Raw genomic sequence first — 25,420 nt, forward strand, 5'->3', positions numbered from 1 at the left:
CGCTTTAACTATTTCATTCAGTTTAGCAGCTTCACTGGTTGTGGCATTGACAGTTGTTCCAATGCTCGCCAGCCGTATGCTGAAAACACCGAATACAAACCGTAATGCCAGAAAACGCCGTTCGAAAAAATGGCAGACATTCGAAAAGACTGTCAAATGGGCTCTCGGTCATCGGATCATTGTCCTGGTCTTGACAACTGTGCTGCTCGGGGCAAGCGGATTTGGTCTGTTCAAAGTTGGAACCGAATTTCTTCCTTCAACAGATGAAGGATTCTTCAATATCAATGTGAAATTGCCGAACGGTGCTTCTCTTGATTCGACAAATGATGTGGTAAAACGAATTGAGGAGAAAATCAAGAAAGAAAAAGACGTGGAAGTATATGTAAGTTTGGTCGGAGGTACACAGCAAAGCATGGCACAGGGCGGTTCGGAAGGCAATATGGCCGAGATTTCCGTCAAATTAGTGCCGCTTGATGAGCGTGACCGTTCTGTTTTTGAATTTGTAGACAAAGTGCAGCCGAAAGTACTGGATGAAATTGGGGATGACGCAGATGTCAGCTTCAATATGCAGACAGCTGCAGGCTCCAGCCCAAACACGCTGAACTTCTCGTTACATGATACCGATGAAGCACGTTTGGATGAAGCTGTCACAAAACTCGACACAGAATTGCGAAAAATGGATTCTGTTACAGAAGTCAAAAATGATTTAGTGGATACAGTTGAGGAAGTGAAAATAGAAGTAGACCGACAGAAAGCGTCGGATGCCGGCCTTGCGCCGTATCAAATTGCGCAGACCGTCAGTGACGTGACTCGCGGTGTTTTCGCTACACAGATTGTCTGGAAAACAGGCGAAGTAATCGGTGTGAATGTCAGCTACGACGAAAGCTTCCGCAACGGTGTAGATAAATTAAAAGAGCTTGAGCTGAAAACTCCGCTTGATACGTATGTGAAACTGAAAGATGTAGCCAATGTGAAAATTGCTGAAGGTCCTGTGGCGATTCAGCGCGTAGATCAGGCGCATTCTATTTCATTCACGGTGAAGTACCTGTCCAGTGAATCTCTGGGCGAAATGACGAAGCGTGTGAACGATCTGGTGGATGATCTCAATCTGCCGAATGAAGTGGAACTTTCATACGGTGGAGATCGTGAACTATTCGAAAGTGCGATTAATGATATGCTGATGGCCATTATTTTGGCTGTTGTATTAGTATATATTGTCATGGCTGCACAGTTCGAGTCGTTTAAATATCCATTTGTCATCATGTTCTCTGTGCCCTTGATGATCATCGGGGTATCACTTGGACTTCTGGCGACCAACACACCGGTCAGCGTTACGGCGGTCATTGGAGTGCTCATACTCGTCGGAATCGTGGTCAACAATGGAATTGTTCTTGTCGACTACATCAATCAACGAAAAGAAGCAGGACTCAGCTCATATGATGCGATTATTTCTTCTGTCCGAGACCGTGTACGTCCAATCCTAATGACAGCTCTCACAACAATTCTCGGGTTGCTGCCATTAGCGCTGGCACTCGGTGAAGGAACAGAAATGAATCAGCCAATGGGCATCGCAGTCATCGGTGGTCTGATTAGCTCGACATTCCTGACACTTTATATCGTGCCGGTAATTTATAGCTTGTTGGATCGCGAGACGAGACGCAGTGCCAAAGAAGTAAAATCTAAATAAACAAAGGAGACCGGCAGGAGAGATCCAATCTCACTGCCGGTCTTTTGTATGTAACGCGTTTTTGAATATTTCACTGCAAGGAGAAGTATAATGGCATTGGGAATACACGTTACAGATCGTATCTAAGAATATATACTGACAGCACCTAAACTATTTGCAAAGCAAAGTTATTATGTTATAATACTTTAAAAGTATCCAATAACTTAATAACTTTGACGCAAATGTCAAAGGGGAGTAGCTATAGGGAAACCTATTTCATAATCGTCAATACATGGCTGTTACGAGTCATCGGTTATGATAGCTGGATTTTGAACGTTAAATTCCGACTTAGCGAGACCTTTGCCTATTATTAGGTGAGGGTCTTTTTATATTGTAAAAAACAGGGAGGAATACCGTTGGATCCGATTTTATTAGAATACGCATGGGTACTCATCGTACTGATCGTACTCGAAGGCTTACTCGCAACAGACAACGCGGTCGTTATGGCAGTCATGGTCAAACACTTACCAAAACCGCAGCAAAAGAAAGCACTATTTTATGGCTTGTTCGGAGCATTCGTTTTCCGCTTCACGGCATTGTTCATGATCACATTCCTCGTGAAATTCTGGGAAATCCAAGCGATTGGTGCGGCTTATCTATTAGTTATAGCCGGTAAAAATATATACGATAAACTGACCCACCATCAAGCGAATCATCCGAATAAGAAGCCTAAAAGACAATCTGGTTTCTGGATGACCGTGTTAAAAGTAGAATTGGCGGATATCGCCTTTGCATTAGATTCCATGCTTGCAGCGGTCGCGCTTGCAGTGACGTTGCCTGAATTAGGCGATTTCCATATTGGCGGCATCAACGGCGGACAGTTTGCGGTTATGCTTCTCGGTGGAATGATCGGCCTGATCATGATTCGTTTCGCAGCAAAACAATTTGTCATTTTGCTCGAGAAATATCCAACACTCGAAACTGCAGCCTTTTTAATTGTCGGCTGGGTAGGGGTAAAGCTAGCAGTCCTAACACTTGCACACCCTGCACTGCTCATCATCCCAGAATCATTCCCGCACTCAACGTTGTGGAAAACAACATTCTGGGCAGTATTGTTAATCTTGGCAATTGGCGGCTATCTGCTTGCAGTTGCGAAACAGAAAATAAAAAAATAACTTGTCGCAGCTCCTTCTTTAAGTTGAGGGAGCTGTTTTTGATTTTGTCTACTTTTTCACAGGAAAACTAGCTCTAGTATAATATTTTCAACTTTTCTTATCACAATATATAAGGGGGTGTGAAGGATTCCATAAAAATTATTGTAAAACAAGCCAGTGTACCGAAGTGCAGGGTGACGACTCCGGGAGGTCAGCTTGACGGGTGATGACGACTTAGGGGAACGAAGTGACCATAGGTTGTAGAAGGAACACGGTATTGCCTTAATTTTTGTAAAGTTCACAGAAATACGGCAAAGCGAACCCTTTGCTGTTCGCTTGGCTCACCGCAGGCCCTCCGGAGCGTCCACCCGGAACGCAGGGGAACGATTTCTCTTCTACTTACCAGCACACTGGTTTACTTGTTGGTGCATCGTGAATGACTGGTTTACAATCTGTAAAAGAGTGTAAAATACCTGATAACGCTATCTTTTTGGCAACGCTTTTGATAAAGTAGGAAAATGAAGTTTCCGTTATGAAAGGAATTTGAAAAAGATGAGGCTTTCCAGGGAAGTTTTTCAAAAGTTTACACCAGCTCAAATCATAGTATTCTATTATTTCTTAGCCATTGCTTCCTCTTTTCTGTTGCTAAACTTGCCTGGCGTCTACAAGCCCGGCGTGAAAGTTGCGTTCATTGACAGCTTGTTCACGGCTGTGAGTGCTGTCAGTGTTACTGGTTTGACTCCTATCAGTATTGGGGAGACCTACTCTGTCTTTGGTCTCTGTATGCTCATGCTCGTACTGCAATTAGGAGGAATTGGCATCATGTCGATTGGTACATTCTTCTGGCTGCTAGTCAAAAAACGTATCGGCATGCGAGAGCGTCAGTTGATCATGATCGATACAAACCAGTATTCACTTCAAGGGGTCGTGCAGCTGATCCGCCATATCATACAATTAATCGTTGTGATTGAGCTGATCGGTGGAGCAATTTTGACATTATATATTTATCGTTTTTATGACTCATTTAGTGAAGCTCTGCTGAACGGGATGTTTATGGCAGTCTCAGCTACGACGAATGCCGGTTTTGACATAACCGGCCAGTCCATGATTGTTTATCAAGATGATTATTTTGTGCAGCTAATTCTAATGATCTTAATTATATTAGGGGCCATCGGGTTTCCAGTACTGATCGAAGTTAAAGCTTTCTTTTCGAAAAAAGTACCGCATTTCCGTTTTTCTCTTTTCACTAAAATCACAACAGCCACATTTGGTTTACTGCTGGTTTTCGGTACACTGATGATTTGGCTGCTGGAATCATTTCATTCGTATAAAGGCATGAGCTGGCATCAGCAGCTGTTTACTTCTATGTTTCATTCTGTATCCGCGCGTTCTGCTGGCCTGGTCACATACGATGTGACGAATTTCAGTGAAGCAACAGACATATTCGTCAGCTTACTGATGTTCATCGGTGCTTCGCCTAGTTCTGTAGGCGGAGGGATTCGTACAACAACTTTTGCGATTGCCCTACTGTTTCTGATCAACTTTGCCAGAGGGAATGACGTCATTCATATATTCAAGCGTCAAATTAAATTAATCGACGTATTCCGTTCCTATGCGGTTATATTGGTAGCTTGTTTTATGGTAATGACCGCGCTGTTACTGCTTCTGCTTACAGAACCTGGCATACCGGTTGTACCTTTACTGTTTGAGATTACTTCCGCTTTCGGAACTTGCGGTATGTCGCTTGGCATCACTTCCGATTTATCAACCGTAGGGAAGCTGGTCATCATGGTATTGATGTTCATTGGACGGGTTGGATTAATTTCATTTATCTACACGTTAGGCGGTAGGACAAATAAAACACCGTATCATTATCCAAAAGAACGTGTGATTATTGGGTGATGAATGTAAAAAAGCAGGATTGAGAGAAAAACCTCTCAATCCTGCTTTTTATGTTAATTGCTTCTGTAGAGAGAGAAGCACACTTTCGGACAGATGGAAATACTGTGCTTTCTGAGTCGGAGTGTATTGTACAATCAGATAACCTGGAGCCTCTGTGACAGTGAAGTCTTCCTCTAATTTAGCTGCTGTTTGCGTAATAAATACTTGTTTACGGATCGTCCGGTTGGTATGGCCGAATGCTTCAAATGTTTCTCCCAATATATGCGGAGAGCGTACAAGCAGCTGGTTTATTTCATTCAATTGATCTTCTGCTAACTCAGAATCCCACCAAATCCTTCGCGGCAGGAATTTCTGATGCAGTAAGTAATCTATTTTGAGCAAACTGACTGCAATTCGTGTATCCACCTTCAGTACTTCTTTCAAGAAGCGTTCCAGCCGGGTGAACAGATCTTCGAATTGATGACCAATCCGAGACCACCCCTGCTTCTCCCAAAAGGCACCAAACAGCTGAAAGAAGTCGAATGGTGTCTCCACCAGTTCCGTGACAATATACTCCATTGAGTGAATAAAACGACCTGAATTCCAATATTTCTCCAAAATATCTTCTGTTTGCTTGATGCGCAGCATATCATCAAAAGACAGCACATTGTTAGAGACGATTTCATAAGGAGCTGTGTCGATATATCGATAACCGAATTCTTCCGCTTGTATACGCAAGCCAGTGCCGCGCAAAAGCTTTAAGAAACCGAGCTGAAGTTCTTCTGGTCGCAATGCAAATACTTCATTGAATGTATCCCGGAAAGAACTGTAATCTTCTTCAGGCAGACCTGCAATTAAATCTAGATGCTGTGCGATCTTCCCGCCTTCTTTTACCATGGTGACAGTGCGTGAAAGCTTCGTGAAATTCTGGCGTCTCTTCACGAGTTCATTTGTCAGATCATTTGTTGACTGAACTCCGATTTCAAAACGGAATAAACCAGGAGGTGCTTCTTCGTTAAGGAATTCAATTACTTCGGGACGCATGATATCTCCCGTGATTTCAAATTGGAATACGGTTCCCGGTAAATGTTCATCAATTAAGAACTGGAACATCTCCATTGCGTAACTTCGACTGATATTAAATGTACGATCGACAAATTTGAACGTCTTTACCCCATGCTTCATTAAATAACGTATATCTTCTTTAATTGCTTCCCGGTTGAAATAACGTACGCCGACTTCTATAGAAGAAAGGCAGAACTGGCACGAGAAAGGACAGCCACGACTTGTTTCGATATACATGACCCGTGTAGACAGGTTCGGCAGATCTTCTTCGAAACGGAAAGGAGAGGGTAACGTGCGCAAATCCAATTTAGGACCAGGTGCAGTAATTTTCAAGCCTTCATTTTCTCGATAAGCTATTCCCTGGACGCTTGAAATTTCTTTTTTATCATCAATAGCTGTTAAAAGATCTTTAAATGTCTGTTCACCTTCGCCGATGACTATATAATCAATTTCAGGAACCTTCTCGAGCCATTGGTCATAATCGTATGAGACCTCTGGACCACCGCACACAATGATGGTTTCGGGTTTTGTTAATTTTAGCAAACGAATAACTTTTAATGTTTCTTCTATATTCCATATATAAACACTAAATCCGACAACATCGGGTGAATACTGATATAACTCGGAAACGATTGATAATGTTGGATCGTTTATTGTAAACTCAGCCAGTTTGCATGAATACTCCGGCTCTGCATAAGCTTTTAGATAACGAATTGCGATATTGGTGTGTATATATTTGGCGTTTAAAGTGGATATAACGATATTCATGATAAAACTCCTTATTCCTCAATAATAGTATAAATAGTAAATTAAAAGAGTATAAATACCTATGTAACGCTTTTTGGATATGTGGCATAATGGGTACTCATAGCATATATTTTCAATTATTAAACTTTTCGAATATAAAGATTTTAAACCTATAACCTATAACGATTAAGATCTGAACGAGGGGGTTGTGATATGGTTATGCAAACAGTGGATAGTGATCAATTTCTCGAAAGCTCTTCTTACAAAATTATGGTTAATAAAAATGGTGACATTCTAGGTATGACAAAAGCGATGAAATGTTTGATGGATCATGATAATGAGCCGAAACATATTTCGGATTTGTTTGATACTGACCTTCTTGGACAAGTCGAATTGCAATTGAAGGATCGAGATTTTCAGGGTGGTTATGTCAAAAACGGATTAACAGGACATCTTCTTCAAAAAAATATTTGTGCATCGTGCTATATTATATACCAGCCGCAAAGTGAAAGGGCAATAATCACAATAAAAATCACAAAGAATAAAAATGATTTTTTTAAAGTGTATGAAAATGCATTTAATGAAGCGAATATACCAATGGCGATCATCAATGAAATGGGACTATTTGTTACAGTCAACCGGGAGTTTAAAGAGCTTGCTTTTAGCCGGAATACGGAACTTATTCATTTTAAAACATTCCTCGAAGCGTTTCATCATGAAAGTGAATTTTGTTTTGCTTCCTTATTACGTAATACACGTAAAACTGGTTTCACTCAAACGAGATGGACCTATCATGGCCAAGATCAAATCTACTTTTACAATATCATCACACAATTAGATCTAGATACCAATATTATTATTGTAAAATTACTTGATGTGACAGAAGAGGAAAATTTACAGCGATTATTGGCTCATTCTGTTCAATTATCCACGACGGGTGAAATTGCAGCCAGCGTGGCTCACGAAATTAGAAATCCAATGACAACCCTTCAGGGCTTTCTTCAATTGTTAGAACACGAAGTAAAAGGCAATGCACAAAAATACGTCACGATCATTCAAGAGGAAGTTAAGCGGATGAATGAGATTCTTAATGAAATGCTGAGTCTCTCTAAACCTTCTGTAGACGTAATGAGCCTTTTCTCGTTATCTTCACTTGTGGAAGAAGTTCTGGTCTTATTGCGACCTAAAGCAATGCTAGATCAAATCAACCTGGAAAATGAAAATCTGACTCAGGAACAGGTGCTGATTAAAGGCAATCCCAATCGAGTGAAACAAATTTTCGTCAATCTTATAAAAAACTCAATGGAAGCAATGGGACCTAATGATACCTTAAGTGTATGCGTATATGAAAGTGATCCACATAATGTGTGTGTTCTGATTGCTGACACAGGGATAGGAATGAGCAAAGAAATCATGGAGAATATTTTTGTGCCATTCGTTTCTACGAAAGAAGGAGGAACTGGACTAGGACTGCCGTTTGTTAAAAAAACGGTGAATGAGTACGGGGGGAGCATTTCTGTTAAGAGTGAGTTAGGTAAAGGAACCGAATTCCGTGTAAATTTCCCTCGTGCAGTTTATTCTTCTTAATTCACATTTTGTAACCAGTTAGAATTAGTTTCATACCAGTTGTAAAGTTAAAACCCGATCAGCTTTACTTATGATCGGGTTTTAACTGTTATTTAATTGTAGAAGCCATTTGTCTAAATTCCTTGATTTGTTCATTGTCTTCAGCAGCGTAAATAGTTACTCGTACTAACTTATCTTCACGTTCCATGACATAGCCTTCGAAATAGCCTTCATTAGACTCGGCTTTAGCTCCTTTAACGTCAAGGATACCTTCACCTTTAGGAAGATCAGCTTCCTCTGTCAATTCTTCGGGCTCAGTACCGTTGCTGGATGCTTTTAAGAGTTCTTCCATATTTTTGTACCACTCATCGAAATTAAAAGCTTCTCCGCCCTTTTCAGTCGTTTCAATACGCATGAATGTTGCGCCGTCATCTTTTGAATATAAGCTGTCTCTTCCAGGTTCTTCACTAGTTAACGTATAGCCAGGAATTACCATGATAGAATAATTCTGTTCATCGCTTTTCGTTTCTACTGCTTCTGCTAGTAAGTCACCTTGGCCTGTACTGTCTGTCGCTGCATTTTCATCAACAGCATCGCCATCAATTTCTGTCTCTGGCTCAGCTGCAGGTTCTTCTACAGGAGGAATATCGCTCACGTCATTTTTGTCATTGTCATCTGCGTCGGAAGTTCCGCATGCTGCAAGAAGTAAAGAGGCTGCTAACGAAGCGGAAATAATACCCCATTTGATGTTCATAATGTGACACTCCTTTATTTACAATTCTATTTATGGGACGGAACAGCAGTGAGAAGGTTTCATTCTTTTGTGCTGTGTATAATTTTATACCGTTTATGGTTGATCACCGTTTTTTCTTCCATCTCTAGCTCTTCGAAATTCTCCATATATGTCAAATCCACAATAACAGAGTTTTCATTGACCTTTTCTACAATTCCTTGCAATCCTTCTTTAAATTCAATAATATCCCCGACTTCTGCAATTGTCATCATGTAACTTCCTTTCTATCTTCATGAATTACTCTAAATAGTAGAGCGGTAAGAACTTTTTCTTGAGAATTACTTTCTAGTTTGCCTGAAAACTTACAAAAGGTAAAGGGTTATCTATTAAAAATTATTTAATTAAAAGACAGAACTGTCGGAATATGTCGATAACTTTATGGCGCAATCGGTACATATTTTTAGTATAATGAACAGCAATGCTACTTGTGATGGAAGGTGTATGAGGTGGAGTGTAACCGTGAACTTGAAATTGAACGTCTCAGAGCGCAACTTTTGAAAGTTGCAGAGTATGAAGGTTTACATTCTGACCGTACCGTGTCGCTGAGCCGTGAACTGGATTTGTTGATTAATGAATACGAAAAATACAAAGCAGAAAATGGTTTAAAAGAAATTTTGTGATTTAGGTTTATATAGATACAAACCGGGGGATAATATATTTGAACACAGCAACATTCTCATTTCCCCCTTTTGTGGATCAGTCATATTTATATGATTGGTCCTCTTTTTTTTGCTTGCTTCATTGTAAAAATATTTAAACTTCGATACGATAGTACATAGAAATAGCCCAAAGGAGTGTTAGTATGCATCAAGAGAAAATTGCTTTTATTGGAACCGGTGTTATGGGAGCAAGCATTGTGAAACATTTGCTGAAAGCTTCTTATGACGTAACCATTTTTACTAGAACGAAATCCAAAGCAGATTCGCTAGTAGAAATGGGAGCCAAGTGGGCGGATACTGTGGGAGATGCTGTAAAGGGAGCGGATATCGTCTTTACGATGATCGGCATGCCTTCCGACGTAGAAGAAGTTTATTTTTCAGAGGGTGGTATTTTCGCGAATGGACATCATTCTCAAATAGTTGTGGATATGACTACTTCTAGTCCCGACTTAGCTGTGAAAATTGCAGAAAAAGCTGAGCAACTTCATATGAAGTCACTTGACGCACCAGTTTCCGGCGGCGATGTGGGAGCACGTAACGGTACACTTTCGATCATGTGTGGCGGAGAAAAAGATCTTTTTGATCGTTTATTGCCTGTTCTATCTGTGTTTGGCAATCAAATTATCTATCAGGGCGCAGCGGGCTCTGGCCAGCATACAAAAATGTGCAACCAAATTATTGTTGCAGGAAATATGATTGGCGCATGTGAGTCATTGTCATATGCGATGAAGTCAGGTTTAAATCCAGATACTATGTTGCAGTCAGTCGTGTCAGGCGCTGCAGGCTCATTTTGTTTATCTAATCTGGGGCCGCGCATTATTGAAGGGGATTATGAACCAGGATTTTTCGTGAAGCATTTCGTCAAAGATTTGAATATTGCGTTGCAGGAATCAGAAAGATTGAATTTAAACTTGCCGGGTCTAAAGCTCGCGCGACAGACGTATTCAGAGCTGCTGGAGCAGGGGTACGGCGAAAAAGGCACGCAAGTTTTGATTAAACATTATATTGATTAATCTTTATGGCAGAAGGCTGAACAGGGCTTTCTGCTTTTTTAGAATTTCCACATGCACAGCAAAGAACCATTTGATCATTTTCTACAAAAGGAAAATCACTAAGTTCACTCCGACATGTTTAGCATCCTAGAAACTAATTCCGACTCTCAAATGAAAGTTCTGCTTCTTTCTGCAATTCTACCCCATTGATATTATAAAGATTGACCGTTCTTTTATACACGATATAGAGAGTGACAAAAAAATGAAGCAATCGCTAAAACGATTATTAATCTTGCGCACAGTTTGGGAATGACTGTCATTGCGAGATGGCTCAAGGATTTCTGAACAGTGGACATAATCTAGAAAAAGTACTTAAAAAGCCGCTTTTCACGCGAATATCTTCACATAAATTCCATCATCCTGCACATCCTACTAATTCAATACGAAAGTGGAGGAGTGGACGATCATGTTCGATATTTGGCTATGGCCGATGGTATTTGTCAGTGCCATTATGCTGGCAATTTGTTTAGCGGGACTTAGAAAATCAAGCCGTGCGCTGCAGCTTAATGAAAAGGATCAAATTCCTGAAACTGCTGCAAATCATCCATTTACAATGAATCCACTGTTATGGATTATACTCGTGGCATCTGTCTTTACCTTCATTGTGATTTTTTATTACTGGGCCTCTTTCTATTAAAGAAGGAGGTTTTTTTGTTTGTGGAAACTATCCTTCTTTTGAGGTGAAAAAAGGTTATTTGTGGTATGATGGAATGGATGCAGGCAAACGAACTTTTAGATATTTTGTATTGGATGATGAACAGAAGGAGCGATTACGTATGGTTTCTATAAATAATAAAGATTTTCTCTTTGCACCGATTGCCGACCAAATCATTTCTTCGGAAAAAGTTGCCCACGTGCAAATCGGCAATAACGCAGAGCACGCTCTTCTCGTTTTAACGAAGACAGGGTATTCTGCCATTCCTGTACTAGACCATCAGTATCATTTAAAAGGTTTGCTCGGAATTGGTATGATTACAGACTCCATTTTAGGATTGGAACGTATTGAGTATGAGCGATTGGAAGATATTAAAGTGGATGAGATTATGGATACTTCACTTCCCACTATTCGTGTAACGGATCGTTTTCAGCGAGCTATGGATCTACTAATTAATCATCCGTTTCTTTGTGTGACAGAAGAAGATGGAACATTCGCAGGGATTTTAACCAGACGAGTGATTTTAAAAGAATTCAAGAAATATATTTATAGCTCTCAGTAAATGAGAATTGCTTACCTATAACAAATTCTATGATGATAATTATACCGAAGGCTCCTTTAACGGAGTCTTTTTCTTATAGAGGGGAGTCAGAAGAGACTTGCAGAAAGAAACTAAAAAGCCGCTCGTTCTTGCCGCTGTTATGCTTGCGATGTTTGTCAGTGCAGTGGAAGCGACGATTGTTACAACTGCGATGCCCACAATTGCTTCAGAACTTGGCGGCTTTTCACGCTATAGCTGGATTTTTTCATCTTATTTACTAATGAGCACGGTCACTGTCCTGATTTATGGAAAGCTTGCAGATTTATTCGGTAGAAAACCCATTTTCTTTGTAGGTCTAACGATTTTTTTATTGGGTTCAATCCTTTGTGGCTTTGCAGTTTCAATGGAACAGCTCATTGTCTATCGTTTGATACAAGGACTTGGTGCTGGAGCGGTCATGCCGATCGCGACAACGATCGTAGGTGATATTTACACAACAGAAGAACGTGCAAAAATTCAGGGCTATCTGTCGAGCGTGTGGGGGATCTCCGCAGTTTCTGGACCGATCATTGGTGGATTACTTGTCCAATATGTCAATTGGCAGTTCGTGTTTTGGATCAATGTACCGCTTGGGCTTCTTTCAATGGCAGGAATTTATCTGTTTTTGCATGAACCGAAGAAGACGCAGAAAGCCTCGATTGATTACAAAGGGGCATTCCTGTTAACTGCCGGATTATCTTCAGTCCTGATCTGGTTGGTAGAAGGCGGCCAGGCTTTCGAGCGTCTGTCAGCCAGTAGCTTGCTGTTGCTTTCATTGTCAGCTGTCCTGTTCATTTTATTCTTTAAACAGGAAAAACGGGCTGATGATCCGCTGATTTCATTTAGTATATGGAAGAATCCTGTCATTTTATATGCGAATCTGGTTTCTTTAACCACAGGTATAATTTTGATTGGAATTTCATCGTATCTTCCTACCTATGTATACGGGGTGATGGAGCAGCCGGCGATTATTGCCGGATTTACCTTAACGACTATGTCGATTGGCTGGCCTTTAGCTTCTTCGATGGCAGGACATTTATTGCTGCGGTTTGGGCCGTTTCTGGTTTCTCTTGCGGGCGGTATTTCATTAGTGATTGGTGCATTGATGTTTGTTCTCATGAATGCTTATTTGGGACCTGTCTGGGCAGCTTGTTCTAGTTTCTTTATCGGAATTGGAATGGGACTGACGAATACTTCTTTCATTGTCACCATACAAGGAGCGGTGCCGCGCGAGCAGAGAGGTTCTGCAACAGCCGCGAATATGTTCATGAAGAATTTTGGTAATACCATCGGTGCTTCCTTATTCGGCGCCATATTGAATGGCACGCTGCTGTCATACTTCGCCTCTAAGAAATTAGCGTACACAGTCGATGATGTGAATATGATGCTAACGAATGAAGGGCGCACATCCATTCCTTTACAAGAGTTGCTGAGTCTGCAGAAAGGACTGGCTAATTCACTGCATTGGGTGTACATTGCGATATTTGTATTAGCGCTGATCAGTCTACTGCTGATTTTACGAATTCCAAGAGGAAAGGTGTATGAGCATGTCAACAACTGAGTTTGATATTATAAAAGCCTTGGCGGAAGAAGGAAATATGCGCAAAGCATCGGAACGTCTGCATTTATCACAGCCTGCCTTGTCACAACGTCTGCAGACCATCGAAAAAGAATGGGGGATGCTGCTATTCATTCGTTCGCAGAAGGGGCTGGAACCTACGCCAGCGGGTGAGCATGTGATTGCATATGCAAAAGAATCGCTGGCAAAACGCGATGAAACACTGGAAATGATTGCGTCGCTTGAAGATAAAGTCCATGGAACGCTGAAAATTGCCTGTGCTTCGATAATCGGTCAGACTTGGCTTCCACAAGTTCTGAAAGACTATGTCACGTTATATCCGGATGCGAAAATTTCTTTGATGACGGGCTGGAGTTCCGAAATTTCCAAAGCTTTGTACGAAGGCGAGGCACATATTGGAATCGTCAGAGGGCAGACGGATTGGAAGAGTAACCGTGTGTATTTGTTCCGGGATCAGCTGTATCTTGTCGATCGGGAAATTTCTACAATTGATGAACTCAAAGATACCAACCGACATTTCATTCAGTTTAAAAGTGATTCAAATTATTATATGGAAATTCAACGTTGGTGGCATAAGCATTTCAATCAAAATCCAAGCCGCCAAATTATTGTGGATCAGATCGAGACATGTAAACAGCTGGCTTTAAATGGTGTAGGTTACGCGATTTTACCTTCCATTACTCTTTCAGGAGATGAGCGGGTCAATCGTATCCCTTTGCTGAACAGTGAAGAAGAGTTCGAGCTAACACGTGATACATGGCTGATTGGTTATAATTCTACATTCGAATTAAAACAAGTGAATGCTTTCGTCGAGATCGTGCAGAAGTATGCAGAGATCTTGCGTAAGGAGCAATAAAAAATGGCTTTCCCGCTGAATAAAAAGGGAAGGCCATTTTTTATTTATTATGTCGTGCGGGAGGAATTAAGCAATTCTTTCTTTTGCTTTGCCCAGACTGAAGCTAATATGAAGCATAGCAGTAAAATAATCGTTCCGACAATATAAGGCGAACGCATATCAATGTCGAAAATATAGCCTGCTGTTGCGGGGCCTATCATATTACCTAAGCTCATATAAGCGTTCATCATGCCGGCTGCATAGCCTTGTTCGGTACCGGCGAGTTTCGATACGAGCGTATTGACTGCCGGGCGGAGAAGTGAGGTCGCGGTGGAAAAGATGGTTGCGACCAGTAAAATCATAAAGAATTTATTAACGAAAAGAATGCAGAACATAGCAGTGGCCGCGATTAGCAAATTGATAAGAATAATACGCATCTCGCCAAAGCGTTTGAACAATTTATCGATCACGAATGTCTGGATTATGACCCCTACAAATCCGCCGACTGTAATAATGACCGCAATTTGTGATGGTGTGTAACCGTATTTCTGGTCTACATATAGTGAAATAGTCGATTGGAAGTTGGCCAATCCGAATGAAAAGACAAACATGACGATCAACATGACAAAATAGGGCGTCTTTGTCGAACGGCGCATCTGCTGAAATAAGTTTTCATTCAGCAGTGTTCCTTGTAACACGGGTTTAGGATTCGGCAGGAATAATAAAGAAATAATGGCTGCGAAGATTGATGCCCCTGTCGCTGCATAGAAAGGAAATACCAAGCTTATTTTTGATAAAAATCCGCCAATTCCGGGTCCAATCATGAATCCTAAGGACATGGAAGCACCGAGAAGTCCCATTCCGCGACCGCGCTTTTCGAGGGAAGTAATGTCAGCCACAAATGCCATGGTGGGCGGAATAATGAAGGCAGCACCAAACCCTGAAAAGAAGCGGGCGATGTACAGCATCCACAGCTCTGTTGATAAACTGAAGGCTAATTGAGAAAGTCCGTAAATTGCCAAACCGATAATGATGATACGTTTTCTGCCAACCTGATCGGAAAGATTTCCAGAAAGAGGCGAGAAAATAAATTGAGCGAATGAAAAGATGGCGATCAGCATGCCAAGTGCCTGTCCGGCAACGCCGAAAGTCCCTAGGTATTCAGGCATTATAGGGATGATGAGTCCAACGCCGGCCATGGCGATGAACATATTAAACATTAAAATATAAAGGGTCAGATTATTTGATTGTTGGGGCATATGTTTGCTCGCTTTCCGGAATATTTTACTCTATCGTATCATAAAGAAAATGCTAATACACTTGCTCTGCTTCGATGCTTGTACGAATAAATAGTTAAAATATCTTTGGGGAGTAGGCCGGACTGTGTCTGTAGTCTAGGATCTCTTTTACAGATGTGACGATTTTCGCGGGCCTGCAGAACTCGTCCGCCTGAAATGCAGGGAAATGATCTCTATTTGCAAATCAAATTTTACTCCAATAAAAAACGACCCCTTCCAAAGGAGCCGCTTCGCAATTAATCTTCTTTTTTCATTTCGTCTAATACTCGGTTAACGCGTTTTTCCAGCATCTTCATGCCGCTGCCGCCTGCTTGGAAGTGGCGGAGCTGACCGTCTTTGTCGAATACGTAGTACGCAGGTACGTATTGGTTTTCAAATGCGTCATTCAGTTTTAATTCGCTGTCTACGAAGATATTCTGCGTGATGTCATGTTCAGCGGCTACTTTTTTGATCTGATCAAGATCTAAATCGTCTTCTGAACGCGGCATATGTACAGCCACTACGTTTAATTCGTCTTTATACTTATCTCTGAAGTTGTTCACATCTGGCATAGCTTCTTTACAAAGATGGCAGCTTATAGACCAGAAATGAATTAGTGTCGGTTTTTCACCAACCAATTCAGATTTAGAAGTTTCGCCGTTTAACCAAGCTGTTGCGCCTTCAAGTTCAGGCATTGGTGTACGTAATTTCATAAAGAGTTCCTCCTAGCTAATTGGATAATATAATGATAAAAAATCCCCACTGTAATGTAATACGTGGGGACGCTTGTGCAAAATTAAAGTGTTTTTTGACCTGGGCGCCAGTTTGCAGGGCAAAGGCCGCCAGTTTGCAATGCTTGAAGTACACGTAGTGTCTCATCCACGTCACGCCCGATGTTGTTATGGAAAACTGTCTGATACTGAAGTTCTCCTTCAGGGTTAATGATGTAAAGACCGCGCAATGCGATTCCTTCTTCTTCGATCAATACGCCGTATTCGCGTGATACAGAGTGATTCGTATCAGCAGCCAATGGGTATTTCAATTGCTCAAGACCATTGTCTTTACGGTCTGTGTTGATCCATGCAAGGTGTGTATGGATTGTATCAGTAGAAACACCGATTACTTCTGCATCTAAGTCTTCGAACTCATCATAGCGGTCAGACATTGCTGTGATTTCAGTCGGACATACGAATGTGAAGTCCATTGGATAGAAGAAAAGCACTGTCCATTTGTCATTTTTAATGTTGTCTTGCAAACTTACTTTACCAAATGATTTGTCAGCTAATACTGCTTCCATTGTGAAATCGGGAGCTTGTTTACCTACCATACGTTCAGCCATAATATAAATCCCTCCAATTATCTATTGTGCAGAACCAAATCTGTGTTGCACAATTCTAATCTAGAATATCAAATATTGGAATGAATTACAATTTGAATGATTTGAAGATAATAATAATTATTAAAACAATAAAAAGTCTTGTATGTAAAAGATTCGGGTAAACTATTTTATAGTTTACTCAAAGTCTTGTTGGCAGTCAGAAGGTTTTAAAGGACGTGTTTGACACGTTTCGCAATTTGGATCACAAATCATTTCGCGCCACTCATCACAATCTTTACAATAACGTGCGTCAAACTCTTCGCTGTAATGGAGCGGCTCCATACATTCAACACAATGAGAAGCCATCTCTTTCCATGTGCGGATCTTTTTATTATTCATCAGGAAAATCCCTTCAAGATGATTTTCTCTTGTAGATGATTCTAATTTTCGATTCCGCTTGGCATCAGAGTCCAAATAAAAAAACAAGTGGTCTTCCAACTCAATCCCTCCTTAATAGGTGGTTTCATTTTACTATGACAAACATGAAAAAACAATTTTCACGACTATTTTCCCGTAAGTAAATTTCGGCTCGAATACAAGACTTTATTTGCTTTAACGGGCGTTTTGTGTATAATGATTAAGTTTACAAGACTTCAATTGAAGTACTCGACTTTATGTCAATGCAGGGAGGAATCATATTGACCAATCAACCGATTATACGCTTTGAAAATGTTACGAAACGATACAATGAATCAACGACTGTTCTTGACCGCGTTTCATTTGAAATGGAGCGGGGGAAGTTCTATACATTACTCGGTCCTTCAGGGTGCGGAAAAACCACTATTTTGCGTCTGATTGCAGGCTTCACGGAAGCGACAGACGGAAACATTTTCTTTAATGGAAAGAAAATTAACTCTGTACCCGCAAATGAACGGCAAGTTAACACCGTATTCCAGGATTATGCACTGTTTCCTCATCTAAATGTTTATGAAAACGTCGCATTTGGCCTGCGCATTAAAAAAGTGAAAAAGAATGACATCGACCGCAGAGTCAAAGAAGCGCTGAAATTCGTCAACTTAGAAGGCTATGAATCCCGCGAAATAACGGAAATGTCAGGTGGCCAGCGTCAGCGGGTAGCGATTGCGCGTGCGATTATTAATGATCCAGAAGTAATTCTATTAGATGAACCGTTATCTGCACTTGATCTGAAGCTGCGTTCAGCGATGCAGTATGAACTGCGGGAACTGCAACAACGATTGGGAAAAACCTTCGTTTTCGTCACACATGACCAAGAAGAAGCTCTTGCCATGTCAGATGAAATTTTTGTTATGAACCATGGGGAAATACAACAATCCGGAACACCTATTGATATTTACGATGAACCGATCAACCGGTTTGTTGCTGATTTCATTGGAGAATCGAATATTGTGACGGGCCGTATCGTAGAAGATTATCTCGTAGAGTTTACCGGAAAACAATTTCAATGTGTTGATGGCGGATTTTATCCCAATGAAAAAGTGGATATTGTGATCCGTCCTGAAGACTTGGAAATGACTACACTTGAGCAGGGGAAACTGAGCGTCACGGTGGATACGCAATTGTTCAGAGGAGTCCATTATGAACTGTCTACATATGATGCGGACGGCAATGAGTGGCTTGTCCATTCAACGAAGCCAGCGGATGTCGGCACGATGATTGGCTTGGATTTTGCGCCGGTTGATATTCATGTCATGCGTTTGAATGAATCAGAAGAAGATTTCGATGCGCGTCTTGAGTCGTTTGGAGTGGCGGAAGATGAAGAATAATCCGCTGCGCTTTGTCTTTGCCGTACCGTATGCTGTGTGGATGCTGCTTTTTGTACTGGCGCCAATAGCGGTCGTTGTCTATTATTCCTTTTTCGATTTATCAGGGAACCTGACGCTCGGCAATTATCGAAACTTTTTCACGTCCGTCTATTTTAAACTGACGATGAGTTCGTTCTGGTATGCGTTTTTGATTACGTTCTTTTCACTACTCATATCGTATCCGACAGCCTATTTTTTAACGAAAACCAGACATAAACGGTTATGGCTATTGCTGATCATCATTCCTTCCTGGATTAATTTATTGCTGAAGACGTATGCATTCATTGGATTGATGGGACTGTATGGACCGATTAATGCCTTTTTAGAGACGATTGGGATCGGAAGTCAGCAAATCCTGTTTACTGACTTTAGTTTTGTTTTTGTCTCTGTTTATATTTTCATTCCGTTTATGATTTTACCGATTTTTAACTCCCTGGATAAAATTAATCCGGCACTGCTTGATGCCTCAAAAGATTTGGGTGCGAATGCGTGGGTAACATTTAAGCGGGTGATCTGGCCGATGACGATTGATGGAGTGAAATCGGGCGTGCAAGTCGTATTCATTCCAGCGCTGTCTTTGTTCATGATCACACGGTTGATTGCAGGGAATACAGTTCTTACTCTCGGAACGGCGATTGAACAGCAGTTTCTGGTCACACAAAACTGGGGGATGGGTTCCACGATTGCCGTATTCCTAATCATTTTCATGTTCTTAATTATGGCGCTTACATCCGGAAAAGAGAAAGGAGGTAATACAAATGGGAAAGTTAAGTAGTCTGCCAAAAATCTATCTGGCGGCCGTTTTTCTAATTTTGTATACTCCGATCTTTTATTTGATTTACTACTCATTCAACTCGGGTGGCGGCATGTCGAAATTTGAATCCTTTACATTAGAACACTACCAAGCTGTCTTTCAGGATACGCGTTTGCTGATCATTGTCATGAACACCGTCATCATCGCATTGCTGTCTGCTCTCCTGTCGACAACGATTGGTGTGATCGGTGCACTTGCGATTTACTTCATGCGTAATAAATCTATGCGCCAGACGATTCTGTCACTCAATAATATTTTAATTGTCAGTCCAGATGTAATTATAGGCGCTTCATTCCTAATTTTATTTACCTTAATTGGCGTGAAACTCGGTTTTGCATCTGTACTGATTTCACATATTGCGTTCAGTATTCCGATTGTAGTGATTATGGTGCTGCCGAAGCTATTTGAGATGAGCACGACATTAGTGGACGCAGCTCTTGACCTCGGCGCATCTCGCAAAGATGTGTTGACGCGTGTTGTGCTTCCTTATATAAAGCCGGGTATTTTCGCCGGATTCTTTTTGGCATTGACTTATTCACTGGATGATTTTGCGGTAACTTTCTTCGTCACAGGAAATGGCTTTTCTACCCTGTCCGTAGAAATTTACTCTATGGCCCGTACAGGTATTACGTTAACGATTAATGCGCTGTCAGGCTTGATTTTCGTCATCACAATGTTCTTGGTGCTTGGTTATTATATGATCGGTAACCGGACAAAGTCATCTAATCAGGGGGTGAAGCGATGAAGGGACTTATTAGCAGTGCTGCAGTTATTCTGCTCATTTCTTGCGCTTTACTATTTACCAATTACCAGCTGGAACATAAAACAGGTAGTGCTGGAAAAGATACGATTACAGTTTATAACTGGGGCGAGTATATCGATCCCGACCTTCTGGTGCAGTTTGAAGAGCGTGAAGGGATCAAAGTCATCTATGAAACCTTTGATTCGAATGAAGGCATGATGGGGAAAATCGAGCAGGGGGGAACCTCTTACGATCTATCGGTTCCTTCTGAATATGCTGTTCAAATGATGGAGGACAAGGAACTGCTGATTCCTTTGGATTTCAGTAAGATTCCAAATATCAAAAATATCGATCCCTATTTTATGAATTTACCTTTTGATACAGACAACACGTATTCTATTCCTTACTTTTGGGGAACGGTAGGCATCGCTTTTAATCAATCGCTTTTGGAAGGTCAGACTTTTGAAAGTTGGGAAAGCTTGTGGGATGCATCTCTAAAACAGAGACTGATTATCGTAGACAGTGCGAGAGAAGTTCTTGGAGTCGTATTGAACTCACGTGGCTATTCACTGAACTCTACCAGCCTGCAAGAATTAAAAGAGGCATCGGATAAACTGGAAACGATGGGGCCTAATGTGAAAGCAGTAATCGGTGATGAAGTGACACAGCTGATGATTAATAATGAAGCGTCCGTGGCGTTAACTTGGTCAGGGCAGGCGGCGGATATGATCTCGGAAAATGAAGATATCGATTATGTTGTGCCCAAAGAAGGGTCAAACTTATGGTTCGACAATATTGTGATTCCGAGAACCGCCAAAAATATCGAGGGTGCCTATAAATTCATTAACTTTATGCTGGAACCGGAAGTGGCTGCGCAAAATGCTGAGTATGTAGGCTATTCCACACCTAATAAGGCAGCTCTTGCTTTCATGGATGAAGAAACGGTAAATGATGAACGTTTTTATCCCGACGAAGAGGCGAGGGAAAATCTCGAAGTTTATGAAAATTTAGGTTTAGAGACACTGGGAGTGTATAATGAGTTATTCCTGAAATTTAAGATGGGATTGCGATAACTGAGACCCTAATGTGAGGAGCAATGTGATGAAAAAAGAATTCGTGGTGATCGGTCTTGGACGGTTTGGTGGCAGTATCGTCAAAGAACTGATTGAGCTGGAAGCAGATGTCATGGCAATTGATATTTCACAGGAACGCGTAGAAGAGTATGCGAACATCGCTACGCAGGCAGTAGCCGTTGATACGACAGATGAAGCGGCTTTACGGTCTTTAGGTATTCGGAATTTTGAGCATGTGGTGATTGCGATCGGGGAGAATATACAGTCTAGTATCCTGACAACGTTGATTTTGAAGGAAATAGGTGTGCCGCGAATTACCGTGAAAGCACAAAATGATTATCATGAAAAAGTGCTGCGGAAAATTGGAGCAGATCAGGTCGTCCATCCTGAACGGGATATGGGGAAACGGATTGCGAATAATTTGGTGTCGAATAACATTTTGGATTACTTGGAGCTGTCTGACGAGTATTCTATCGTGGAGATTCAGGCGAATGATCATATCGCCGGTTCTTCTTTGATCGATTTGGATATTCGTGCAAAGTTCGGTGTCAACATCGTTGCTATTAAACGGGGTACGCATATTTTGGTATCACCGCAAGCGATTGAGCAAATTGAAGTGAATGACGTATTGATCGTCATAGGTTCTGATTTGGACATCCATCGGTTTGAGCGTAAAGCATTGCATTAATTGAAATAGAGTTTTAGGCCTCGAGATACTACTGGTGGATGTTTAAACAACAAGTGCCAACCTGTTGTATTGCTGTCTGGGCTTATTATAGTGTGTGTGAAAGATGGTTAAGTGGAAAGAGGCCGTTTCCCTGCGTTCCAGGCGGACGCTTTCGGGAGGGCCCTCGGTGAGCCAACTGGTCGCTTCGCTCCCTTTAGTTGTCTCATCCTATCGGGCTGATCCTCCCCGAGTCGCCGCCTTCCACTCCGGTACACTGGGTGGTGTTTCAATACTTTTTATGTGAGTGGCAGTTTGAACATATCATTTAAGTCTACGGTAATGGTAAAGTGTCTTACGCAACATTCGCCTAGAGAAAAAATGAATTACAACCAGTTTGAACCTAAAGGAATGATACCTTTACAAACCAGCGAAGGCACAACTGCGGGGTCGGCCGTTGCTAATCGAACTGCGAAGGATTCGATTTGCCGTATTTCTGGTTCTTTCAGAAATTAAGGCAGTGATGTACGTTCTTTGCCAGCTGGCTCATAGCGTAAGGCAATCCCCCAGCGCCGAAGCGGGTTTAAACTGCAAACTCACACTACATTCATACCTATTGCTAATTTGTGCAACGGGTCCATACATATTAATTCTAAGTTGCAAAACTGAACACAATTTGATGAAAAGCAAAAAAAGCAAGTGCATATTCGCACTTGCTTTTTGTGTTTCTTTTACAATTCCATAATGACTGGAAGAATCATTGGCTTACGCTTCGTCTTCTCGTAAAGATATGGAACCAGTGTATCTATAATTTCACTCTTCAGTTGATTAACGGAGTCGGGCTTACTTGCCAGTTTACGTTGCAATGTCTTAGACAGCATATACTGTGCTTCGTTGATCATCGCTCCTGATTCGCGCATGTAAACGAATCCACGGGAAATCAAATCCGGACCGGATACTAGTCTGTTTTTCTTTGTATCTATAGTAGCTACGACAATAACTAATCCGTCTTCTGATAGAATTCGACGATCGCGCAGTACAACGTTTCCAATATCACCAATACCGCTTCCGTCAATATAAACATCACCGGAAGGTACACGGCCTGCAAGCCTTGCAGAATCGCCTGTAAGTGCAAGCACATCGCCATTCCCCATAATAAAGATATTATCCGGTTCTACATCACAATCGACAGCGAGTTCTGAGTGCATACTCATCATTCGGTACTCACCGTGAATCGGCATAAAGTACTTTGGTTTAATAAGACGCAGCATCAGTTTTTGTTCTTCCTGTGAACCGTGACCTGATGTATGGATATTGTTCAATGGCCCGTGAATTACTTCAGCACCTGCACGGAACAGGGAGTTAATTGTTTTATTTACACTAAGCGTGTTGCCTGGGATTGGGGAGGAAGAAAAGATTACCGTATCTCCCGGCTGTATCTGTACTTGTCTGTGTGTACCGTTAGCAATACGTGACAGAGCAGCCATAGGTTCTCCCTGGCTTCCTGTACATAGAATCATGACTTTGTTAGCTGGAAGACGATTGAGGGACTGTGCATCAACGAATAAGTCTTTCGGTGCGTCAATGTAACCGAGTTCCCGTCCAATTGTAATTGCGTTATCCATACTTCGTCCGAAGATAGCAACTTTGCGGTCGAAATTCTGTGCTGCTTCAATTACTTGCTGCAAACGGTGAATGTTCGATGCAAACGTCGCGAAAATAATACGGCCGTCTACTGTACGGAAGATATCGTTCAGACTATCGCCGACTTTTCTTTCGGACATTGTAAAGTTCGGAATTTCAGCATTTGTACTGTCGGAAAGAAGGCACAGCACACCTTCACTGCCAATTTTAGCCATCTTATGCAAGTTGGCAGGTTCGCCTACAGGTGTAAAGTCGAATTTAAAGTCGCCTGTATGAACAATATTTCCTGATGGTGTCTTTACTACGACTCCGTATGCGTCGGGAATACTGTGTGTCGTTCGGAAGAAAGAGACGGACGTTTTACGGAACTTTATGAAATCATCTTCCTCTATTTCATGAAGTTTTGTTGTGCGTAGTAAACCGTGTTCTTCCAGTTTATTGCGTAATAATCCAATGGCGAGCTTCCCGCCGTATACCGGGATATTTATCTTTTTCAGAAGATAAGGAATACCGCCGATATGGTCTTCGTGTCCGTGTGTGATGAAAAGTCCTTTGATTTTGTCGACATTGCGTTCAAGATATGTGTAATCTGGAATGACATAGTCAATGCCCAACAGTTCATCTTCAGGAAATTTAATTCCGGCATCAATGATGATAAGTTCATCTTGGAATTGCACACAATACGTATTCTTACCGATTTCACCTAGTCCGCCTAGAGCAAAAACGGCTGTTTCGTTATTTTTAATCGATTTCATAAATTAGACCTGCTCAACCTGGAAGTGCGGAGAAGCTTGTTCATACTCTAAATGCTCGCCTTCCAGCTTCTGAATAAATTCAATCATAATTTTACGATCTTGTAACTGATCGCGCACTGCTTTCTCTGTTTCTGCTTCTACGTACATACTTTGTGTGTTTTCGCGGACTGGAACTTGGTGTACGTTTTCATGGTAATAAACTTTAAAAATCATAGTGAACTCTCCTTTTTTTCGTTCGATATAAGATATATTTTCAATAATAGCATTTAACCGCTTTAAAATAAAGAAAAGCCCACCAATTTACTTGGCAGGCGTAAATATCTAAGCAATCGTCTTTTTACCGAGCAGGCCATTAAGTCGTCTAAGTAATTTACGTTTCAGACGTTTGTACATGGCGTCATCACTCCTTGACAAGAGTGTACCATAATTCTGTTGATCTGTCAAGGTTTTTTCCTTTACTCTCTTTCGAATGGCGTAGCTCCATCGATATCCTTGTAAGGAGCACTTTCGTCGATATGGTCATAGAACATGATGCCGTTTAAGTGATCCAACTCGTGCTGGAATGCAATAGCAGGCAAACCTTTAAGACGTTTCTTTATTTGGTTGCCTTCCTTATCATAAGCTTTAATTGTAATTCGTGAATAGCGAGGTACATATCCCTCTACATCACGATCGACTGACAGACAGCCTTCGCCGGATGACAGATACGTTTTTTCTACAGAATGACTGATAATCTTCGGGTTAATGGCAATAAAGTTCGTCAGCGGTGGCTCTTCATCTGGAATATGCAGGGCAAAAACTCTTTTTGAAACGTTCACTTGCGGTGCTGCCAAGCCAATTCCTGAGCGCAGGTTGTATTTTTCGCATAGCTCATCATCCTGACTGTTGACGATATATTCAAGTAGGTCGTCACATAACTGGCGGTCTTCTGTACTTAATGGAAAGGACATCTCTTTTGCTTTAACGCGCAATGTAGGGTGCCCTTCACGTATAATATCATTCATTAAAATCATTTTTATTCTTCCCTTCGGATATGGTGGCTATTAGATAGTATATG

24 protein-coding genes and 1 pseudogene are annotated in these 25,420 nt (G+C 41.4%); 15 read left to right on the forward strand and 10 right to left on the reverse strand.

Annotation, left to right across the window (positions count from 1 at the left end; genetic code table 11):
* The 3 genes from Q1J64_RS05850 to Q1J64_RS05860 form a co-directional block, all read left to right on the forward strand.
* A partial coding sequence (locus Q1J64_RS05850; protein ID WP_301108147.1) for an efflux RND transporter permease subunit occupies positions 1-1,687 on the forward strand: 1,687 nt, incomplete at its 5' end.
* Positions 1,688-2,082: 395 nt separating this feature from the next.
* Positions 2,083-2,841, forward strand: coding sequence for a TerC family protein (locus Q1J64_RS05855; protein WP_301108148.1), 759 nt, complete (start codon positions 2,083-2,085; stop codon positions 2,839-2,841).
* 531 nt (positions 2,842-3,372) lie between these two features.
* Positions 3,373-4,722, forward strand: coding sequence for a TrkH family potassium uptake protein (locus Q1J64_RS05860; RefSeq protein ID WP_301108149.1), 1,350 nt, complete (start codon positions 3,373-3,375; stop codon positions 4,720-4,722).
* A gap of 48 nt (positions 4,723-4,770) precedes the next feature.
* On the opposite strand, the gene Q1J64_RS05865 is transcribed toward Q1J64_RS05860, so the two are convergent.
* Positions 4,771-6,534 (reverse strand): B12-binding domain-containing radical SAM protein, encoded by a 1,764-nt coding sequence (locus Q1J64_RS05865; RefSeq protein ID WP_301108150.1) that lies wholly within the window; start codon positions 6,532-6,534, stop codon positions 4,771-4,773.
* A gap of 192 nt (positions 6,535-6,726) precedes the next feature.
* On the opposite strand from Q1J64_RS05865, the gene Q1J64_RS05870 reads away from it, so the two are divergent.
* Positions 6,727-8,100 carry an ATP-binding protein gene (locus Q1J64_RS05870; RefSeq protein WP_301108151.1) on the forward strand — a complete coding sequence of 458 codons (1,374 nt, stop codon included), beginning with the start codon at positions 6,727-6,729 and terminating at the stop codon, positions 8,098-8,100.
* A gap of 88 nt (positions 8,101-8,188) precedes the next feature.
* On the opposite strand, the gene Q1J64_RS05875 is transcribed toward Q1J64_RS05870, so the two are convergent.
* Together Q1J64_RS05875 and Q1J64_RS05880 are read right to left on the reverse strand one after the other, a co-directional pair.
* Positions 8,189-8,833, reverse strand: a complete 645-nt coding sequence (locus Q1J64_RS05875; RefSeq protein WP_301108152.1) for a hypothetical protein — start codon at positions 8,831-8,833, stop codon at positions 8,189-8,191.
* Between the two features lie 59 nt (positions 8,834-8,892).
* Positions 8,893-9,075: pseudogene (locus Q1J64_RS05880) on the reverse strand (YkvS family protein); the annotation flags it as partial.
* 243 nt (positions 9,076-9,318) lie between these two features.
* Between Q1J64_RS05880 and Q1J64_RS05885 the strand changes: the two are divergent.
* The 6 genes from Q1J64_RS05885 (at position 9,319) to ccpC (ending at position 14,253) form a co-directional block, all read left to right on the forward strand.
* Positions 9,319-9,492, forward strand: coding sequence for an aspartyl-phosphate phosphatase Spo0E family protein (locus Q1J64_RS05885; protein ID WP_301108153.1), 174 nt, complete (start codon positions 9,319-9,321; stop codon positions 9,490-9,492).
* 161 nt (positions 9,493-9,653) lie between these two features.
* Positions 9,654-10,544 (forward strand): NAD(P)-dependent oxidoreductase, encoded by an 891-nt coding sequence (locus tag Q1J64_RS05890; protein ID WP_301108248.1) that lies wholly within the window; start codon positions 9,654-9,656, stop codon positions 10,542-10,544.
* Between the two features lie 445 nt (positions 10,545-10,989).
* Positions 10,990-11,220, forward strand: a complete 231-nt coding sequence (locus Q1J64_RS05895; RefSeq protein WP_301108154.1) for a hypothetical protein — start codon at positions 10,990-10,992, stop codon at positions 11,218-11,220.
* A gap of 139 nt (positions 11,221-11,359) precedes the next feature.
* Positions 11,360-11,800, forward strand: a complete 441-nt coding sequence (gene cbpB / locus Q1J64_RS05900; protein ID WP_301108249.1) for a cyclic-di-AMP-binding protein CbpB — start codon at positions 11,360-11,362, stop codon at positions 11,798-11,800.
* A 139-nt stretch (positions 11,801-11,939) separates the two neighbouring features.
* Positions 11,940-13,379 carry an MDR family MFS transporter gene (locus Q1J64_RS05905; RefSeq protein ID WP_301108250.1) on the forward strand — a complete coding sequence of 480 codons (1,440 nt, stop codon included), beginning with the start codon at positions 11,940-11,942 and terminating at the stop codon, positions 13,377-13,379.
* Positions 13,366-14,253, forward strand: a complete 888-nt coding sequence (gene ccpC / locus Q1J64_RS05910; protein WP_301108251.1) for a transcriptional regulator CcpC — start codon at positions 13,366-13,368, stop codon at positions 14,251-14,253. Before Q1J64_RS05905 ends, ccpC begins: the two co-directional genes overlap by 14 nt.
* A gap of 47 nt (positions 14,254-14,300) precedes the next feature.
* Here the strand turns inward: ccpC and Q1J64_RS05915 are convergent, their stop codons facing one another.
* The 4 genes from Q1J64_RS05915 to Q1J64_RS05930 form a co-directional block, all read right to left on the reverse strand.
* Positions 14,301-15,491 (reverse strand): MFS transporter, encoded by a 1,191-nt coding sequence (locus Q1J64_RS05915; protein ID WP_301108155.1) that lies wholly within the window; start codon positions 15,489-15,491, stop codon positions 14,301-14,303.
* Between the two features lie 275 nt (positions 15,492-15,766).
* A complete protein-coding gene (locus tag Q1J64_RS05920; RefSeq protein WP_301108156.1) occupies positions 15,767-16,222 on the reverse strand; it encodes a TlpA family protein disulfide reductase in 456 nt (151 codons plus the stop codon).
* Positions 16,223-16,305: 83 nt separating this feature from the next.
* Complete coding sequence (locus Q1J64_RS05925) at positions 16,306-16,848, reverse strand: peroxiredoxin (RefSeq protein ID WP_099688339.1); 543 nt, start codon at positions 16,846-16,848, stop codon at positions 16,306-16,308.
* Positions 16,849-17,022: 174 nt separating this feature from the next.
* Entirely contained in the window at positions 17,023-17,325 is a 303-nt protein-coding gene (locus tag Q1J64_RS05930) for a hypothetical protein (RefSeq protein ID WP_301108157.1), read from the reverse strand.
* 200 nt (positions 17,326-17,525) lie between these two features.
* Between Q1J64_RS05930 and Q1J64_RS05935 the strand changes: the two genes are divergently transcribed.
* Genes Q1J64_RS05935 through Q1J64_RS05955 form a run of 5 tightly spaced genes read left to right on the forward strand, consistent with a single transcriptional unit; the run spans position 17,526 to position 21,988 of the window.
* On the forward strand, positions 17,526-18,632 hold the full coding sequence (locus Q1J64_RS05935) for an ABC transporter ATP-binding protein (protein ID WP_301108158.1): 1,107 nt from the start codon (positions 17,526-17,528) through the stop codon (positions 18,630-18,632).
* Positions 18,622-19,446, forward strand: coding sequence for an ABC transporter permease (locus tag Q1J64_RS05940; RefSeq protein WP_301108159.1), 825 nt, complete (start codon positions 18,622-18,624; stop codon positions 19,444-19,446). Before Q1J64_RS05935 ends, Q1J64_RS05940 begins: the two co-directional genes overlap by 11 nt.
* The gene (locus tag Q1J64_RS05945; protein WP_301108160.1) at positions 19,430-20,230 is read left to right on the forward strand and encodes an ABC transporter permease; all 801 of its coding nucleotides are present in this window, start codon (positions 19,430-19,432) and stop codon (positions 20,228-20,230) included. The genes Q1J64_RS05940 and Q1J64_RS05945 overlap by 17 nt, the downstream gene beginning before the upstream one ends.
* The gene (locus tag Q1J64_RS05950) at positions 20,227-21,300 is read left to right on the forward strand and encodes an ABC transporter substrate-binding protein (protein ID WP_301108161.1); all 1,074 of its coding nucleotides are present in this window, start codon (positions 20,227-20,229) and stop codon (positions 21,298-21,300) included. Before Q1J64_RS05945 ends, Q1J64_RS05950 begins: the two co-directional genes overlap by 4 nt.
* A 28-nt stretch (positions 21,301-21,328) precedes the next feature.
* The gene (locus Q1J64_RS05955; RefSeq protein WP_301108162.1) at positions 21,329-21,988 is read left to right on the forward strand and encodes a potassium channel family protein; all 660 of its coding nucleotides are present in this window, start codon (positions 21,329-21,331) and stop codon (positions 21,986-21,988) included.
* Positions 21,989-22,695: 707 nt separating this feature from the next.
* Here Q1J64_RS05955 and rnjA read toward each other — a convergent pair.
* The 3 genes from rnjA to def form a co-directional block, all read right to left on the reverse strand.
* Positions 22,696-24,363, reverse strand: coding sequence for a ribonuclease J1 (gene rnjA, locus Q1J64_RS05960; protein ID WP_301108163.1), 1,668 nt, complete (start codon positions 24,361-24,363; stop codon positions 22,696-22,698).
* 3 nt (positions 24,364-24,366) lie between these two features.
* Positions 24,367-24,576 carry a DNA-dependent RNA polymerase subunit epsilon gene (locus tag Q1J64_RS05965; protein WP_301108164.1) on the reverse strand — a complete coding sequence of 70 codons (210 nt, stop codon included), beginning with the start codon at positions 24,574-24,576 and terminating at the stop codon, positions 24,367-24,369.
* Positions 24,577-24,818: 242 nt separating this feature from the next.
* Positions 24,819-25,376 carry a peptide deformylase gene (def, locus tag Q1J64_RS05970; RefSeq protein ID WP_301108165.1) on the reverse strand — a complete coding sequence of 186 codons (558 nt, stop codon included), beginning with the start codon at positions 25,374-25,376 and terminating at the stop codon, positions 24,819-24,821.
* Between the last annotated feature and the right edge of the window lie 44 nt (positions 25,377-25,420).

Origin of the sequence: Sporosarcina sp., from assembly GCF_029257255.1 — a bacterium.
Lineage (GTDB): Bacteria > Bacillota > Bacilli > Bacillales_A > Planococcaceae > Sporosarcina.

What these genes read in the sequence shown, in the direction of transcription:
- Q1J64_RS05860 (WP_301108149.1), top strand. Translation starts at nt 3,373, where the DNA reads ATGAGGCTTTCCAGGGAAGTTTTTCAAAAGTTTACACCAGCTCAAATC.
- Q1J64_RS05865 (WP_301108150.1), bottom strand. Translation starts at nt 6,534, where the DNA reads ATGAATATCGTTATATCCACTTTAAACGCCAAATATATACACACCAAT.
- Q1J64_RS05870 (WP_301108151.1), top strand. Translation starts at nt 6,727, where the DNA reads ATGGTTATGCAAACAGTGGATAGTGATCAATTTCTCGAAAGCTCTTCT.
- Q1J64_RS05875 (WP_301108152.1), bottom strand. Translation starts at nt 8,833, where the DNA reads ATGAACATCAAATGGGGTATTATTTCCGCTTCGTTAGCAGCCTCTTTA.
- Q1J64_RS05895 (WP_301108154.1), top strand. Translation starts at nt 10,990, where the DNA reads ATGTTCGATATTTGGCTATGGCCGATGGTATTTGTCAGTGCCATTATG.
- cbpB (WP_301108249.1), top strand. Translation starts at nt 11,360, where the DNA reads ATGGTTTCTATAAATAATAAAGATTTTCTCTTTGCACCGATTGCCGAC.
- Q1J64_RS05905 (WP_301108250.1), top strand. Translation starts at nt 11,940, where the DNA reads ATGCTTGCGATGTTTGTCAGTGCAGTGGAAGCGACGATTGTTACAACT.
- ccpC (WP_301108251.1), top strand. Translation starts at nt 13,366, where the DNA reads ATGTCAACAACTGAGTTTGATATTATAAAAGCCTTGGCGGAAGAAGGA.
- Q1J64_RS05915 (WP_301108155.1), bottom strand. Translation starts at nt 15,491, where the DNA reads ATGCCCCAACAATCAAATAATCTGACCCTTTATATTTTAATGTTTAAT.
- Q1J64_RS05920 (WP_301108156.1), bottom strand. Translation starts at nt 16,222, where the DNA reads ATGAAATTACGTACACCAATGCCTGAACTTGAAGGCGCAACAGCTTGG.
- Q1J64_RS05925 (WP_099688339.1), bottom strand. Translation starts at nt 16,848, where the DNA reads ATGGCTGAACGTATGGTAGGTAAACAAGCTCCCGATTTCACAATGGAA.
- Q1J64_RS05940 (WP_301108159.1), top strand. Translation starts at nt 18,622, where the DNA reads ATGAAGAATAATCCGCTGCGCTTTGTCTTTGCCGTACCGTATGCTGTG.
- Q1J64_RS05945 (WP_301108160.1), top strand. Translation starts at nt 19,430, where the DNA reads ATGGGAAAGTTAAGTAGTCTGCCAAAAATCTATCTGGCGGCCGTTTTT.
- Q1J64_RS05950 (WP_301108161.1), top strand. Translation starts at nt 20,227, where the DNA reads ATGAAGGGACTTATTAGCAGTGCTGCAGTTATTCTGCTCATTTCTTGC.
- Q1J64_RS05955 (WP_301108162.1), top strand. Translation starts at nt 21,329, where the DNA reads ATGAAAAAAGAATTCGTGGTGATCGGTCTTGGACGGTTTGGTGGCAGT.
- rnjA (WP_301108163.1), bottom strand. Translation starts at nt 24,363, where the DNA reads ATGAAATCGATTAAAAATAACGAAACAGCCGTTTTTGCTCTAGGCGGA.
- Q1J64_RS05965 (WP_301108164.1), bottom strand. Translation starts at nt 24,576, where the DNA reads ATGATTTTTAAAGTTTATTACCATGAAAACGTACACCAAGTTCCAGTC.
- def (WP_301108165.1), bottom strand. Translation starts at nt 25,376, where the DNA reads ATGATTTTAATGAATGATATTATACGTGAAGGGCACCCTACATTGCGC.